The organism is Pseudomonas sp. C321 (assembly GCF_055407105.1).
Map to the genome: position 1 here is coordinate 109,347 of NZ_JBUZRB010000001.1, position 14,799 is coordinate 124,145.

11 protein-coding genes are annotated in these 14,799 nt (G+C 60.5%); 5 read left to right on the forward strand and 6 right to left on the reverse strand.

The features are described from left to right. Positions 1-57: 57 nt before the first annotated feature. Both ACZRJ6_RS00460 and rlmKL read right to left on the reverse strand, forming a co-directional pair. The gene (locus ACZRJ6_RS00460; RefSeq protein WP_463969917.1) at positions 58-2,457 is read right to left on the reverse strand and encodes a sensor domain-containing diguanylate cyclase; all 2,400 of its coding nucleotides are present in this window, start codon (positions 2,455-2,457) and stop codon (positions 58-60) included. A 136-nt stretch (positions 2,458-2,593) separates the two neighbouring features. Further along, the gene (rlmKL, locus tag ACZRJ6_RS00465; protein ID WP_463969916.1) at positions 2,594-4,864 is read right to left on the reverse strand and encodes a bifunctional 23S rRNA (guanine(2069)-N(7))-methyltransferase RlmK/23S rRNA (guanine(2445)-N(2))-methyltransferase RlmL; all 2,271 of its coding nucleotides are present in this window, start codon (positions 4,862-4,864) and stop codon (positions 2,594-2,596) included. A 530-nt stretch (positions 4,865-5,394) separates the two neighbouring features. Between rlmKL and rmf the strand changes: the two genes are divergently transcribed. Next, on the forward strand, positions 5,395-5,610 hold the full coding sequence (gene rmf / locus ACZRJ6_RS00470; RefSeq protein ID WP_002553055.1) for a ribosome modulation factor: 216 nt from the start codon (positions 5,395-5,397) through the stop codon (positions 5,608-5,610). Positions 5,611-5,725: 115 nt separating this feature from the next. Here the strand turns inward: rmf and ACZRJ6_RS00475 are convergent, their stop codons facing one another. From ACZRJ6_RS00475 to sctC, 4 genes are all read right to left on the reverse strand, one after another. Next, positions 5,726-6,751, reverse strand: a complete 1,026-nt coding sequence (locus tag ACZRJ6_RS00475) for a quinone-dependent dihydroorotate dehydrogenase (protein WP_463969915.1) — start codon at positions 6,749-6,751, stop codon at positions 5,726-5,728. A 92-nt stretch (positions 6,752-6,843) separates the two neighbouring features. Beyond that, positions 6,844-7,308: a transglycosylase SLT domain-containing protein gene (locus tag ACZRJ6_RS00480; RefSeq protein WP_463969914.1), complete on the reverse strand. Its 465-nt coding sequence runs from the start codon at positions 7,306-7,308 to the stop codon at positions 6,844-6,846. Beyond that, on the reverse strand, positions 7,305-7,724 hold the full coding sequence (locus tag ACZRJ6_RS00485; protein ID WP_463969913.1) for a winged helix-turn-helix domain-containing protein: 420 nt from the start codon (positions 7,722-7,724) through the stop codon (positions 7,305-7,307). Before ACZRJ6_RS00485 ends, ACZRJ6_RS00480 begins: the two co-directional genes overlap by 4 nt. A 299-nt stretch (positions 7,725-8,023) precedes the next feature. Further along, a complete protein-coding gene (sctC, locus tag ACZRJ6_RS00490; RefSeq protein WP_463969912.1) occupies positions 8,024-9,523 on the reverse strand; it encodes a type III secretion system outer membrane ring subunit SctC in 1,500 nt (499 codons plus the stop codon). A 320-nt stretch (positions 9,524-9,843) separates the two neighbouring features. Here sctC and ACZRJ6_RS00495 point away from each other — a divergent pair, with 320 nt between their 5' ends. The 4 genes from ACZRJ6_RS00495 to ACZRJ6_RS00510 all read left to right on the forward strand — a co-directional run bounded on the left by ACZRJ6_RS00495 (position 9,844) and on the right by ACZRJ6_RS00510 (position 14,767). Then, positions 9,844-11,070: a CmpA/NrtA family ABC transporter substrate-binding protein gene (locus ACZRJ6_RS00495; protein ID WP_463969911.1), complete on the forward strand. Its 1,227-nt coding sequence runs from the start codon at positions 9,844-9,846 to the stop codon at positions 11,068-11,070. 15 nt (positions 11,071-11,085) lie between these two features. Further along, entirely contained in the window at positions 11,086-11,661 is a 576-nt protein-coding gene (locus tag ACZRJ6_RS00500; protein ID WP_149412024.1) for an ANTAR domain-containing response regulator, read from the forward strand. A 224-nt stretch (positions 11,662-11,885) separates the two neighbouring features. Next, positions 11,886-13,097: a nitrate/nitrite transporter gene (locus ACZRJ6_RS00505; protein ID WP_463969910.1), complete on the forward strand. Its 1,212-nt coding sequence runs from the start codon at positions 11,886-11,888 to the stop codon at positions 13,095-13,097. Continuing rightward, complete coding sequence (locus ACZRJ6_RS00510; protein ID WP_463969909.1) at positions 13,097-14,767, forward strand: protein kinase domain-containing protein; 1,671 nt, start codon at positions 13,097-13,099, stop codon at positions 14,765-14,767. The genes ACZRJ6_RS00505 and ACZRJ6_RS00510 overlap by 1 nt, the downstream gene beginning before the upstream one ends. Positions 14,768-14,799: the final 32 nt, after the last annotated feature.

Below are 14,799 nucleotides of genomic sequence, written 5' to 3' on the forward strand. Positions count from 1 at the left end.
AAGCTCGCTTGTTGTGGCGAGCGGGCTTGCCCGCTCGCCACAGGGCGATCCTTGACTTCAAGCCGGCAACCGCTCTGCCTCAACACGATCCCTGCCCGCCTGCTTGGCCGCATACACACCCGAATCCGCGCGCAACAGCAAGCCATCAATCCCTTCATCGACCCGCCAGCTGGCAACCCCAAAGCTCGCCGTCACCGTGCCGACGCGGTTCATGGGCACACGGCGCAGCGCTTGCCACAATTCAAGGGCCAGGCTGTAGGCCTGGGCGCCATCAGTGCCGGGGCACAGCACCATGAACTCCTCGCCTCCCAGGCGACAAAATACATCACTGCGACGCAGGCGCAGACTGATGCGCCGACATAACTCCTGCAGCACCTCATCGCCTACCGCATGACCATACTGGTCATTGATGCGCTTGAAGTGATCGATATCCAGCATGATCACCGCCAACGTTCCCGCAGTGCGCTCGACCCTGACCATCTCGGCCTTCAGGCGGTCCTGGAAGTAACGGCGGTTATGGATACCCGTAAGAGAGTCGGTGATGGACAGCGCCCGCAACTCTTCCTCCACGCGTTTGAGGTCGGAAATATCCGACACATAGCCATGCCACAGCGTGCCACCGCCCGGCAACTCTTCCGGGGTGGCCTCGCAACGAATCCAGCGCAGGCCCCGGCGCGGCAACTGCACCCGATACTCTTCACGCCAATGGCTCATTTGCAGCGCTGACAACCGGATGGAGGCACGAACCCGTTCGGCATCCTGGGGATGAAGGCGTTCGAAGGCTAGCTTTGCATCTTGCTGCAATAACCCCGGATCAATTTCATAGATGTCGCGAATACCATCACTGACGTAGATAAATCGCCAGTTATCGTTGGGCTCCAGGGCGAACTGGAAAATCCCGCCGGGCACATGGGCGCTGAGCTTCTTCAGCAAGCGATCGCGTGCCGCCAGCGCCTCATAGACGCGTTTTTGCTCAGTCACATCCAGGCAAATCGCCAGGTGGCCGATCCACAACCCATGGTCATCAAGCAATGCAGTCGCCAGCATATTCACCGTCAGTTGGCTGCCATCCTTGCGCACCAGGGTCCACTCACGAGCTTCGTGCAGGCTGTCAGCGCCTTCCACCAGCATCGCCTGACTCGGCACGATCCGCTTTCCAAGCGCCTGGCTCAACTGGGTGGCGCGGACTTCCAACTCGGGCGCCAGGTGCAGGCTCTCAAGGGTCAGATGATTGAGCACCTGCGCGGCCTCATACCCCAACATTTGTTCGGCCCCGGCGTTGAAGGTGATGATGACGCCGCGCAGGTCAGTGGCGATGATCGCCACCTGAGTTGCTGCATTGAGCACGCTGCGCAATTGGCCGTGGGCATCGCGCAGCTCGTGCTCACGCTGGCGCAACTCGCCGGTACGTTGCTGTACCAGTTTCAACGCCCGCTGACGCTGGCTGACCAGCATGTAGAGCAAGGCGCTGAGCAGCAGGCTGAGCAGACTGCCCATTGTCAAGATGCTGATTGCCGAGGAATGGGTGGCCCGCTCGAATACCTGGCTGGGGCGCATGCTCAAGGCGTAGACATGGTCGCCCAGGGTCAGACGGCGGATCGCCTCCAGCTTGCCACCCCCCGTGGCATTGTTCGATTCATACAACACCCGCTGTTGCGTGTCAGAGGTGTCGACAATCCGCATCACCAGGTTGTCTCGATCCGCCTTGGGCAATCCGTCGGCTACCAGTTGGCGCATGCTGATCACCGCCATCACGTAGCCATACGGTTCACCGGGGGGCATTTGGGCGGTGACCGGCGCACTCACCGGCGCCACCAGCAACACACCCATCGCGTAGGCTGGCTCCACGCCCACCAACTGCATGGGTTGCGACACGGCGATGGTGCCGGAACGTTGCGCACGCTCGACCACCGAACGCCGCAAAGGCTGGGCCAGCAGATCAAACCCCAGGGGCGAGCCAAGGAGACTCTGGGTCTGGCTGTACAACACCGGCACATATTCGTCCCGTTCGGTCGCCGGGACCAGCGTGCCGGCCTCGCTCAACTCACGAATGGTGAAACCCGCACCCCGCTGCCGGGTAACCTTTTGCTCAAACCCGGAGCGCTGATCGCGAAAAATCCGCGGCGCCCAGGAATAGGCACGCGCACGCAGCAGCAACGGCTGGGCGAAACCATCGAACTCTTCGCGGGAGACATTATGAGAGTTGACGAAAAAGCGGCGCAGGCTGTCGAGGCGTTGCTCCTGGTCTTCGAAGCGCTCTTCCAGATGGCTGTAGCGCTCGTTGACCAGCAACTGAAATCGCTGACGAGCCTGTTGCTGATAGAGATCGGATGCAGCCCACGCCATCACCGCCGTGAGCGCCAGTCCCACCAGCAGCACAACCAATGCCACCAGCCACGCCGACGCCTGCTCGCTGATAAAGCCAAGAATTTTCGGGCGGACGGCATGCAGCAGCATAAGCAAAACTCAGAACGCCAGCGTGCAAGGGCGTCATGTTGGCTAGGAGTTAAGTTATAACCACCGGGTCCTGTTTTGACCAGCGCAAAAAAAACCGCGAGCCCGGAATAATCCAGGCTCGCGGCTTCAGGGTCGATCAACGTGCGGTGATTTTCCAGGCACGGTGGATCTTGGCATTGCGCGCAAAATCCGGATCGATGGTTTTATCGCTGATTTCCTCGACGGCATAACGCTCGATGAGGTTCTCCTCCAACTGGAACTTGCGGAAGTTGTTGGAGAAATACAGCACGCCGCCGGGCGCCAGGCGAGCCATGGCCAGGTCGAGCAACTGCACGTGGTCGCGTTGTACGTCGAAGATACCTTCCATGCGCTTGGAGTTGGAGAAGGTCGGCGGGTCGATGAAGATCATGTCGAACTCATCGCGACTGGCTTCCAGCCAGGCCATCACGTCACCCTGCTCCAGGCGGTTCTTGTCGGAGAAACCATTGAGCGAGAGGTTGCGACGCGCCCAGTCCAGGTAGGTTTTCGACAAGTCGACGCTGGTGGTGGTGCGCGCACCGCCCTTGGCCGCGTGCACACTGGCAGTGGCGGTGTAGCAATACAGGTTGAGGAAGCGTTTGCCTGCGGCCTCTTTCTGGATGCGCATGCGCATAGGGCGGTGGTCGAGGAACAGGCCGGTGTCCAGGTAATCGGTCAGGTTGACCAGCAGCTTCACCCCGCCTTCGCTGACTTCGGTGAACTTGCCCTGGGCACTCTGGCGCTCGTACTGCTTAGTGCCACTTTGACGTTCGCGACGCTTGACCACCACGCGATTCTTGTCGATGCCCAGCGCTTGGGGAATGGCCGCCAATGCATCGAACATCCGCGCCGAGGCTTTTTCCGGGTCGATGGACTTGGGCGCGACGTATTCCTGGACGTGGACCCAATCGTGGTACAGGTCGATGGCCATGGAGTATTCCGGCATATCGGCATCGTACACACGGTAGCAATCGACGCCTTCGCGCTTGGCCCATTTGCCGAGCAACTTCAGGTTCTTCTGCAAACGGTTGGCGAACATCTGCCCGCCTTCGCTCAAGCGCGCCTGCTCAACAACCGGAGCCGGTGCTGGCACTGGCTTGATCGGATTGCCGTTCTTGTTGTACTGGCGCTCTTGCGGCTCGGTCGGCGCCTGATCGTAGGCGGCCTGCTCGCGTTCGGCCTGGCGTTGTTCCGGGGTACGGCGCTCGCCGGTGACGAACTGGTCCGGGGTGACCTTGATCAGCAGCAACTTGCACGGCAAGGCGCCGTTCCAGAATGAATACTGTTTGTGGCTGCGAATACCCATGCGTTTGCCCAGGTCCGGCGCGCCGGTGAACACCGCCGCTTCCCAACCCAAACAGGCCTGACGCAGGCGTTCGCCGAGGTTCTGATAAAGGTACAACAGGCTAGCTTCATCACCCAGACGCTCGCCGTAGGGCGGGTTACAGATCACCAAACCTTTCTGGTTCTGGTCCGGGCGCGGCTCGAAGGTAGCGACTTCACCCTGATAAACCTTGATCCAGTGGCTCAGGCCAGCACGTTCGATATTGTTACGAGCCGGCTGCATCAAGCGTGGGTCAGCCTCGTAACCGCGAATCCACAGCGGTGGCTTGGCCATGCCGATGGCAGCACGCTCGCTGGCCGCTGAATGAAGTTTCTTCCACAGGGCTGGGACGTGGCCGAGCCAGGCGGTGAAGCCCCACAACTCACGGTTGAGGTTGGGGGCCATGTCGGCAGCGATCATCGCGCCTTCCACCAGGAAGGTACCGACGCCGCACATCGGGTCAGTCAGCGCACCGCCTTCGGCGGCAATGCGCGGCCAGCCGGAACGGATCAGGATCGCTGCCGCCAGGTTTTCTTTCAGCGGCGCGGCGCCCTGCTGCAGGCGGTAACCGCGCTGGTGCAGGCTGTGGCCGGACAGGTCAAGAGAGAGAATCGCTTCGCCACGGTCCAGGCGCAGGTGAATACGCAGGTCCGGGTTGATCTTGTCGATGGACGGACGTTCGCCGGTCGGGGTGCGCAGCTTGTCGACAATCGCATCCTTGACCTTCAGCGCGCCAAAGTGGGTGTTGTCGATGCCCGAGCCATGGCCGCTGAACTCCACCGCCAGGGTGCCATCAGCAAGCATGTGGTCTCCCCACTCGATATCCAGTACGCCGTAGTAAAGGTCTTCGGCGTCTTTCATCGGGAAGCGCTTGAGCACCAGCAACACGCGGTTGGCCAGACGGGACCAGAGGCACAGGCGATAGGCGGTCTCCATGTCGGCCATGCCGCGCACGGCTGAGGTGTGCTCGCGAGCGTCCTCAAGGCCAAGCCCGACGGCTTCCTCGATCAGCAGGCCTTCAAGGCCCTTGGGGCAAGTGAGGAAGATTTCGTAACGATCCGACATGGGGATTCCAGGCTTTTCAGCAATAAGTAAACGGGCGACGCATCGCCGGTTCGGTTTTCAATCAAGCGCTTTTCTTGAAGAGCGCTCGTGTGGCACGAATGTGCCGTCCCACCCCGGCTGCAGGCCCTTTGAGCCAATATTGACGGGGCAGATCATATATTTGATGCAACAAAGAGAAATATTCTGACCCTTCGTCGAATAACAACCGACTGCAACAGGAGGACATTCTCACTAAAGGATTAAACCTATCCTCTTTGCAGGGCACATCATAGCTGGCTTTGGCCTGGAAAAGGGGCGAAAAGCCATCCCAGCTTATGGCCATAGCATCATTATCGTTACGTCCTTATGACAAAACGATCATTGAATCCATGTGACCTATTGGTTAGAACTCAATACAGGTTGGCGCCGCCACGGTGCCAACACTTAGCTCGCCACGCCGGCAGCGAGCGCACCAACGGCAGAAAAACTCTGCCCGGCCTCGGACGAGGCTGAAGGATATCAAGACAGTCAACAAGTGAGGGAAACACCCTATGAGAAGACTTAAGCGTGATCCGTTGGAAAGAGCATTTTTACGCGGATATCAGTATGGCGTTCATGGCAAATCCCGTGAGCTTTGCCCATTTACTCTACCGTCGGTACGCCAAGCCTGGATTAACGGCTGGCGAGAAGGACGTGGCGACAACTGGGACGGTATGACCGGCACTGCGGGGATCCACAGACTCAACGAACTTCACGCCGTCGGCTAATCAGGGCACTTAATTCCGACACCACCTTGAATATGTAACGACTTAACCACGCACGCCCCATCAGGGCGGCGGGCTTCGGCCCAAGGGCTCCTTCGAGGAGCCCTTTTTTATGCCTTCAGCTTCGTGGCAATGCTGCGATCGCATCCACCGACTGGCGAATCAGCGCCGGCCCCTTGTAGATAAAACCGGAATACAGCTGCACCAGGCTCGCGCCAGCAGCAATTTTCTCAGCGGCGTGCTTGCCTTCGGTGATGCCGCCGACAGCAATGATCGGCAAACGCCCCGCCAGTTCGGCCGCCAGCACCTTGACGATATGGGTACTTTGGTCGCGCACCGGCGCCCCGGAAAGCCCACCGGCCTCATCACCGTGGGCAAGGCCTTCGACACCGACGCGGCTCAGGGTGGTGTTGGTGGCGATCACCGCGTCCATCCCCGATTCCAGCAGGGCCTGGGCCACCAGTACGGTTTCTTCGTCACTCATGTCCGGAGCGATCTTGATCGCCAATGGCACCCGTTTGCCATGACGCACGGCCAGGTCTTCCTGACGCTGGCGCAAGGCTTCGAGCAGTTGCTTGAGAGTGTCACCGAATTGCAGGCTGCGCAGGCCCGGAGTATTGGGTGAACTGACATTGACCGTGACATAGCTGGCATGGGCGTAAACCTTGTCCAGGCAGATCAGGTAGTCATCCACGGCACGCTCCACGGGCGTATCGAAGTTCTTGCCGATGTTGATACCCAGGATACCCTTGTACTTCGCGGCTTGAACCCGCGACAGCAGGTGATCAACGCCAAGGTTATTGAAGCCCATGCGATTGATGATCGCCTCGGCCTCCGGCAGGCGGAAAATTCGTGGTTTGGGGTTACCCGGCTGCGGCCGAGGCGTGACGGTGCCGACTTCGACGAAACCAAACCCCAACTGGGCAAAGCCATCGATGGCCGTACCGTTCTTGTCCAGGCCTGCAGCCAGCCCTACCGGGTTGGGGAAGTCGAGCCCCATCACCGAGACCGGCATCTTCGTCGGCGCCTTGCACACCAGGCCATTGAGCCCCAGGCGGCCACCGGCACCGATCATGTCCAGGGACAGATCGTGGGAGGTTTCCGGAGAAAGTTTGAACAACAGCTGACGGGCCAGGGTATACATGGGCGGGTTTGACTCGGATGGCGGCGGATGGTGGCGCCGATTATAGCCGGGGGGACGGTGCGCGCGCGAGGTGTGGCGCACAGGTAGCACGATCATCCGTTACGCGCGGCCATCAACTCTTCGTAGCGCGTCCAGATTTTTTGCGCATAACGAAGCCGCAGCTCCTCCCGATGAGCCCCCTCCCCGGCACCGACGTTGTAGGAGCCCACCGCCGTCCAGTTGTAGCCAAACTGCTTGATGAAGTCAGCGAGAATGGAGGCCGCCACTTCTACCGACAGGCAGGGCTCACCCAGTAACCGCTGTTCGGTGATGCCTTGCTTGAGCAGGCGCGGTAGATGAATGCTGTTGATCTGCATCAGGCCAATATCACGGGTGCCATTTTTGTTGCTGTAATTCATGGCCTCGGCTCGATAACCGGACTCTACGGCAGCAATGGCCTGCAACAACTCCGGTTCTATATCATATTGGCTCGCAGCTTCGGTCCAGCAGTAAGCCTTAGCCTGACTCGACACGGCCAGAGCAACCAGCAGCATCACCTTGCTCCAGGCCCTCTTCATGTCAGACCGCCCCAGTTACTCTCCTGTCCACAGGCAGAGCACACGTAAATGGCGATGCCAGGACCAGCACGTGTTTGGCCAGGCACGTCGACCATCACTACCGGACAGCTGAAGCGATAGCCCTTGCCATATACGGTCGTGATAAATCCCTTGTTGTCCTTGAGGTGCTTGCGCAACGAATAGATACAGCGGGTCAGGGACTCCTCAGCGACTTCGCCATGGGGCCAGACCAGTTCCAGCAAATGATCCTTGGTGACCAGCACGCCCGCCGAGGCGAGCAACAGGCGCAATACATGCCATTCCTTGGGAGGCAATTGAATATCCGAGCCATCGCCTGTCAGCCTGCCATCACCCTGTAGCGTCCAGTGCCCAAAAGCCAAAGAGACGGACGTCAAACCATCAACCACGCCGACCATTCAAACCTCTGTAGCTGCCTACTGACATTCACGGCTCCTTAATTTCAGCATTGCCCCACCAGGGATGGCGCGACTATAGAAACCTGCCCCTTGGAACACCGTAGGCAAAAACCCATAAACTCAAGAAGTTCTGGACACAACCTGTAAGACGCTTCGATACAAGCAGCACACAACCCCGCTAGACCTTCTTGGGTGCGAGCGCACAGAAGGCCTCTGCGGGTGCACCTGTCATTGGTGAACGAGGTTGCACAGCTCTTCAACGTGGCTCAAAAACTCATTAAAAAACGCGCCTGATTTCATTACTCGGACAAGCGAGTGAAGGCGCCTTGTACGTGCTCGTATTGAGCAGCCGTCAGCGGCGGCGGATTCCCCTGCCCGGTCGCGGTCTTAAGTTCGTCACCCACGGCCTGGGCCTGGATCAAAAACAGACGCACACTGTTGGCCATTGGCCCGTCGTAGCGACCGAACATGGCACTACGCTCTGCAGCCTCGCCATCACGCCGAAAACTGCCCAGCAACAGGCGCTTGCCCTGGGCCACACGGACGACGGTATTGATACCTACACGCCCAACCGCCGCCGATGCCCCATTGCGACCACCGACCTTTCCTATCTGGCGGCCATCCTCAATGGTGAGCAGCATCTCGATTTCGTTCGCCTCGGCGAAACGCGGCAGGACGCTGACCTGTGTGCCATGGTTGATCGGCTGCCACTCATCGCTGTCCTCAGTAGATCGGGGCAGATAAAGGGTCTGGTTGTCATGGAAAACCGCCGGCACATTCTCCTGGGTCAGAATCACCGGCAACGCCACCACCCTTGCTCGCCGACGACGCTCCAGGGCCTGAACCCGCGCCATGAAAGCGCGGTCCTCAACGGGCGCCAGCACGCGACTCACTTGCCGCGACGTGTCCGGCCCCTTGCCATCACTGTCCGGGGCCATGCCCATTTGCTCGAATTCATGTCGATCCACGTCCACCAGCCATAGCGACACCTCAACCGGACGCTTGGGCACGTCCAGTTCCGCCACCAGACTCTCTAAAAAGCGCACTTGCGCAGGCATCCCCTTGATCAGCAGGCTGTTGGTGTCCGGGTAAGCCATCACTGAAATGTTTTTGTCGGCCAGCAACCCTGACTGCCGCGAACGACCTGGGGCGACATTCTTCTGCTCGGCTGCCAGCAGTTTTCCGATCATCGTGGCCATTCCCGGCACGGTGATCTGTTCACTTCCCATGTCGTACTGACGATCGGCGACATGGGTATTAAGCACCTGAACCACGCCGATCTTCTGAAGCCCCATGCGCAACTCGGCACGCTGCCTGTCCATCAGCTGGGCCAGGCGCAGCACCTGATCGACGTAGTTGGGTGGCCCGGAAACATAAAACATCCGTGTGCCCCCCTCACGAAGGGGATAACGCGCCTCGCTGAGACCCGACCGCCGCATGAACGCACGCAACATGTCGACCGAGATGTGCCGCAGGCTGACCACCGAGCTTTTTGCCTCGCTGGCGTCGTAGAGATAGAGCACCTGACCGTCGCTGTACCAGATCAACCCTTGCTGCAGGGCAACCTCCTCAAGGGTGCGTTGCACAGGATCGAAATCGTACTGCCCGGTGATTCGCTTGCCAGACGCCTTCTTGCTGACAACGATGGGTTGGCCCAAGGGCACTGACAACTCGGTAAAAAAAGCTTGCAGGCTTTCGTCATGCGCCTGATAAACCTCGCCCAAGGCAGGCGCACTGCCCAGCATCAGCAGGCAGCAGAGCAACCACCGCAGGTCGAGGCATACGGTCAGGCGGTACATCAGGGAAACCGACCCGAGGGCCGGCTGTAGATCTTTGCTGCAAAGTGATCGAGGTACACGCGGGGGTTCCTGAGCAGCCTGGCATTAGGGAGCGGCCATAGTGAAAGGCCCCCGACCTGCAATCTTGATGGGAAGTTGATCAAGCACCTCCCCGAACATGCCCCGTGGCATGTGCCTTGCTTTGCGTTATTCATCGCAGCCCGCACCAACGACGGAGCGGGCTCAAGGACAAAGGCGTCGTTACCCGTGAGCTGCTTGCACAAGCTGCCCGCAGGAACGGCGCTTTTTTTGAGAAAGAAGGTCATGAAAGGTAGATGTTGATGAATGATTCGGTCGACAACAGCCAGAAGAGCGATCCACTGGCCTGGGTCAACGGCAGCGATGCTCCGGAAAAGAGCAGCCTCAACCTGGGTTTCATGGCCTTGAGCGACTGCGCCTCGGTAGTCGTTGCCGCAACTCAGGGTTTCGCCCAGCCTTATGGACTGACGCTGAACCTCAAGCGCCAGTCATCCTGGGCCAATCTGCGGGACAAACTGGTCAGCGGCGAACTGGACGCGGCCCACAGCCTGTATGGACTGATCTATGCCGTGCACCTGGGCATCGGCGGTGTGGCGCCCACCGACATGGCCGTGTTGATGGGGCTGAACCAGAACGGCCAGAGCATCAACCTGTCCCACAGTTTGCAACAACAAGGGGTGACCAGTCCTGAGGCACTGGATCGCCACGTGCACCAAAGCCGAACAAAACTCACCTTCGCCCAGACCTTTCCCACAGGCACACACGCCATGTGGCTGTATTACTGGCTCGCCAGCCAAGGTATTCATCCGCTGCGGGACGTCAATAGTGTGGTGGTACCGCCGCCGCAAATGGTCGCGCACCTGCAAGCCGGACGGATTGACGGTTTTTGCGTGGGCGAACCCTGGTGCGCCAGTGCGGTAAAACAGAACCAGGGCTTTACCCTGGCCACCACCCAGGCGATCTGGCCGGATCATCCGGAAAAAGTCCTCGGCTGCACCAAGGCCTTTGTCGAGCAATACCCCAACACCGCCCGCGTATTGGTGATGGCTATTCTGGAAGCCAGTCGCTTTATCGAACAAAGCCCTGAAAACCGCCGCTCTACCGCGCACTTGCTAAGTGCCCGTGAATACCTGGACGCACCGCTCGATTGCATCGAACCGCGCTTGCTGGGTAACTACGACGACGGTCTGGGCAACCATTGGCAGGATGCCCACGCCCTGCGCTTTCACGCAGGTGGCGAGGTCAACCTGCCCTATCTGTCCGATGGCATGTGGTTCATGACCCAATTTCGTCGCTGGGGCTTGTTGCGCGAAGACCCTGATTACCTGGTTATCGCCCGTCAGGTGCAGCAGTTGGCGCTCTATCGTGAAGCCGCCACGGCGGCGGGTATTACGGCCGGGGATACAGAAATGCGCAGCAGCCAGCTGATCGACGGCAAGGTCTGGGATGGCTCGGACCCGACCGGCTATGCCCGCAGTTTCCGCCTGCATGCCATGGTCGACAACACCGCCCAGCTTGCTCGACGCTGACAGGAGCCGGACTTTATGCTGCGTATCCTGCTGATCAACGACACCCCGCGCAAAGTCGGACGCCTCAAGGCGGCGCTGACTGAAGCCGGTTTTGAAGTCATCGACGAGTCCGGCCTGACCATCGACCTGCCGGCGCGGGTCGAAACGGTGCGCCCGGATGTGATTCTGATCGATACCGAGTCACCGGGCCGCGATGTGATGGAGCAAGTGGTGCTGGTCAGCCGCGACCAGCCGCGCCCCATCGTGATGTTTACCGACGAGCACGACCCAGACGTTATGCGTCAGGCGATTAAGTCCGGGGTCAGCGCCTATATCGTCGAAGGCATCCAGGCCCAGCGCCTGCAACCGATCCTCGACGTGGCGATGGCTCGCTTCGAGAGCGACCAGGCCTTGCGCGCGCAGTTGCAGGCCCGTGACCAGCAACTGGCGGAACGCAAGCGCATCGAACTGGCCAAGGGCCTGTTGATGAAAATGAAGGACTGCAATGAAGAAGAGGCCTACACCCTGATGCGCCGCCAGGCCATGAGCCGGCAGCAGAAGCTGATTCAAGTGGCCGAGCAGATTATTGCCATGAGTGAGTTGTTGGGCTGACCTCACACCAACATTGGCTCAGCTCTTGCTATGTAATCACCACAGGTAACCAACGGCGGTTGCCCCCTCTACGACAAAGACGTCGCCCACCCGGTTTGCCCACGCGGACCCCGGTGGCGGCGTTTTTTCGTTTTGGCCCCATAGCCCGGGGCCGGTGGGGCGACTCTAACCAGCTGCTCCATCACAAGGCCTTCTTACAAGACCCCTTACCGCTGAGGTGCGTGATGAAATCAAGCTTCTGGAAATCCGGTCACACCCCGACCTTGTTTGCCGCGTTCCTGTATTTCGACCTGAGTTTCATGGTCTGGTACCTGCTGGGCCCGTTGGCGGTGCAGATCGCCACCGACCTGCAACTGACCACCCAGCAGCGCGGCCTGGTGGTGGCGACGCCGATCCTGGCCGGCGCCATATTGCGATTCCTGATGGGCATGCTGGCAGACAAGCTCTCGCCCAAGACCGCCGGCCTGATCGGCCAGGTAATTGTCATCTGCGCGCTGTTCGCCGCTTGGAAACTGGGCATTCACAGCTATGAACAAGCCCTGCTGCTGGGGCTGTTCCTGGGCATGGCCGGCGCCTCTTTCGCCGTCGCCCTGCCCCTGGCCTCCCAGTGGTACCCCGCCGAGCATCAGGGCAAGGCCTTGGGCATTGCCGGTGCGGGCAACTCGGGCACAGTGTTTGCCGCCTTGCTGGCACCGGTGCTGGCGGCTGCGTTTGGCTGGAGCAATGTATTTGGCTTCGCGTTGATCCCGCTGATCCTGACGCTGATCGTCTTCGCCTGGCTGGCCCGCAACGCGCCTGATCGACCGAAAGCCAAATCCATGGCCGACTATTTCAAGGCGCTGGGCGACCGCGACAGTTGGTGGTTCATGTTCTTCTATAGCGTGACCTTCGGCGGCTTTATCGGCCTGGCCAGCGCCCTGCCCGGCTACTTCAACGATCAATACGGCTTGAGCCCGGTGACCGCTGGCTATTACACCGCCGCCTGCGTGTTTGGCGGCAGCCTGATGCGCCCCTTGGGAGGTGCGTTGGCGGATCGTTTCGGCGGGATTCGCACCCTGCTCGGCATGTACGGCGTGGCGGCGATTTGCATCGCGGCGGTGGGCTTCAACCTGCCGAGTTCCTACGCAGCCCTCGCTCTGTTCGTCTGTACAATGCTTGGCCTCGGCGCTGGCAACGGCGCGGTGTTCCAGCTGGTGCCCCAGCGCTTTCGTCGTGAGATCGGCGTGATGACCGGCCTGATCGGCATGGCCGGCGGCATCGGCGGCTTTGCCCTGGCGGCGGGCATGGGCGCAATCAAACAAAGCACCGGCAGCTATCAGCTTGCGCTTTGGCTGTTCGCCAGCCTGGGTGTGTTGGCCTGGTTCGGCCTGTACGGCGTCAAGCGTCGCTGGAGAACCACCTGGGGTTCGGCGGCGGTCACCGCTGCGCGAGTCTGATGAGCCTGCAACTGAGTTTCGCCCAGGCCAGCGCCATCGGCCCACGGTCGGAAAACCAGGACGCCCTGCGCCTGGTTACCCCGGCCCCTGAGCTGGCCGCCAGCAAAGGCTATCTGTGCGCCATTGCCGACGGCGTCAGCCAGTGCGCCGACGGCGGCCTGGCCGCGCGCTCGACCTTGCAGGCCCTGGCCCTGGATTATTACGCCACGCCGCAAACCTGGGGCGTGGCCCAGTCCCTGGACCGCCTGCTGCTGGCGCAAAACCGCTGGTTGCAGGCCAACGGTGGCGGCCTGCCACTGCTGACCACCCTCAGCGCCCTGGTATTTCGCGGGCAGCGTTTTACCCTGGCCCATGTCGGCGACTGTCGGGTCTACCGCTGGCTCGATGACCAATTGCTGCGTATCAGCGAAGAGCACGTCTGGGAGCAACCGGGCATGCAGCATGTGCTCAAGCGCGCCCTGGGCCTGGATCAACACTTGGTGGTGGATTTCCTCGACGCAGAACTGCGCGAGGGCGAATGCTTCCTGCTGCTCAGCGATGGCGTCTGGGCCTCCCTGGGAGATCACGCCATCAGCGCAATCCTGCGGGAACAAACGGACCTGGACCTGGCCGTGAATACCCTGGTCAACTCAGCTCATCTGGCCGGCAGCCAGGACAATGCCAGTGCGATGCTGGTGCGTATCGACCAACTCGGCGCCGCCACCCTCGGCGACGCTCTGGTGCAGGTGCAGCAGTGGCCATTACCCCCCGCGTTGAAACCGGGGCAATACTTCGAAGGCTGGCAGGTGGAAGCGGTGCTGGGGCAGAGCCGGCAGTCCCTGCTCTATAGGGTGCGTGATGCCCAGCAACAGGCTTGGCTGCTGAAGACCCTGCCGGTCAGCCATGATGATGACCTGCAAGCTGCGCAAGCCTTGCTGGCGGAGGAATGGTTTTTGCGCCGGGTGGCCGGGCGGGCGTTTCCTGAAGTGCATTCAGCCAGCGGGCGTCAGCATTTGTACTACGTGATGCGTGAATACGCAGGCCAAACCCTCGCCGAACTGTTCAAGCAGCACGGCCCGCTGCCACTGGCGCAATGGCAGTCCCTGGCCGAGCGCCTGCTGCGGGCCGTCGGCCAGTTGCACCGAAGGCAGATCTTGCATCGAGACATCAAGCCGCAAAACCTGCTGCTGGGAGAGGACGGCGAACTGCGCGTGCTGGATTTTGGCCTGGCCTACTGTCCCGGACTTTCCGAGGATCGCGCGCACCTGTTGCCGGGCACACCGAGTTTCATCGCCCCCGAGGCCTTCAACGGCGACCGTCCTACCCCACAGCAGGACTTGTACAGCATTGGGGTGACCTTGTATTACCTGCTCACTGGGCATTATCCCTATGGTGAAATCGAAGCCTTTCAACGGCCAAAATTCACCACACCTGTCAGTGCCAGTCGTTATCGGCCGGACCTGCCCGAGTGGATGCAACAAAGCCTGGAACAAGCCGTAGCAGCGCAACCCGAACAACGCTACGAAACCGCCGAAGAGTGGTTGCTGGTGCTGGAGCAGGCCGACCGTCGTGAATTGAGTATCCGGCCCAAACCGCTGCTGGAGCGAGAGCCGCTGAAGGTCTGGCGAACGCTGGCGCTGGTGTCGTTGTTGATCAATCTGGTGCTGCTGTACTGGCTGTTGCACCACTAACGGGCGGCTCGCCTTGAATGGGTGCAGGCCGA

What these genes read in the sequence shown, in the direction of transcription:
- ACZRJ6_RS00485 (WP_463969913.1), bottom strand. Translation starts at nt 7,724, where the DNA reads ATGGTCGGCGTGGTTGATGGTTTGACGTCCGTCTCTTTGGCTTTTGGG.
- ACZRJ6_RS00460 (WP_463969917.1), bottom strand. Translation starts at nt 2,457, where the DNA reads ATGCTGCTGCATGCCGTCCGCCCGAAAATTCTTGGCTTTATCAGCGAG.
- rmf (WP_002553055.1), top strand. Translation starts at nt 5,395, where the DNA reads ATGAGAAGACTTAAGCGTGATCCGTTGGAAAGAGCATTTTTACGCGGA.
- ACZRJ6_RS00495 (WP_463969911.1), top strand. Translation starts at nt 9,844, where the DNA reads ATGAATGATTCGGTCGACAACAGCCAGAAGAGCGATCCACTGGCCTGG.
- ACZRJ6_RS00475 (WP_463969915.1), bottom strand. Translation starts at nt 6,751, where the DNA reads ATGTATACCCTGGCCCGTCAGCTGTTGTTCAAACTTTCTCCGGAAACC.
- rlmKL (WP_463969916.1), bottom strand. Translation starts at nt 4,864, where the DNA reads ATGTCGGATCGTTACGAAATCTTCCTCACTTGCCCCAAGGGCCTTGAA.
- ACZRJ6_RS00500 (WP_149412024.1), top strand. Translation starts at nt 11,086, where the DNA reads ATGCTGCGTATCCTGCTGATCAACGACACCCCGCGCAAAGTCGGACGC.
- sctC (WP_463969912.1), bottom strand. Translation starts at nt 9,523, where the DNA reads ATGTACCGCCTGACCGTATGCCTCGACCTGCGGTGGTTGCTCTGCTGC.
- ACZRJ6_RS00510 (WP_463969909.1), top strand. Translation starts at nt 13,097, where the DNA reads ATGAGCCTGCAACTGAGTTTCGCCCAGGCCAGCGCCATCGGCCCACGG.
- ACZRJ6_RS00505 (WP_463969910.1), top strand. Translation starts at nt 11,886, where the DNA reads ATGAAATCAAGCTTCTGGAAATCCGGTCACACCCCGACCTTGTTTGCC.
- ACZRJ6_RS00480 (WP_463969914.1), bottom strand. Translation starts at nt 7,308, where the DNA reads ATGAAGAGGGCCTGGAGCAAGGTGATGCTGCTGGTTGCTCTGGCCGTG.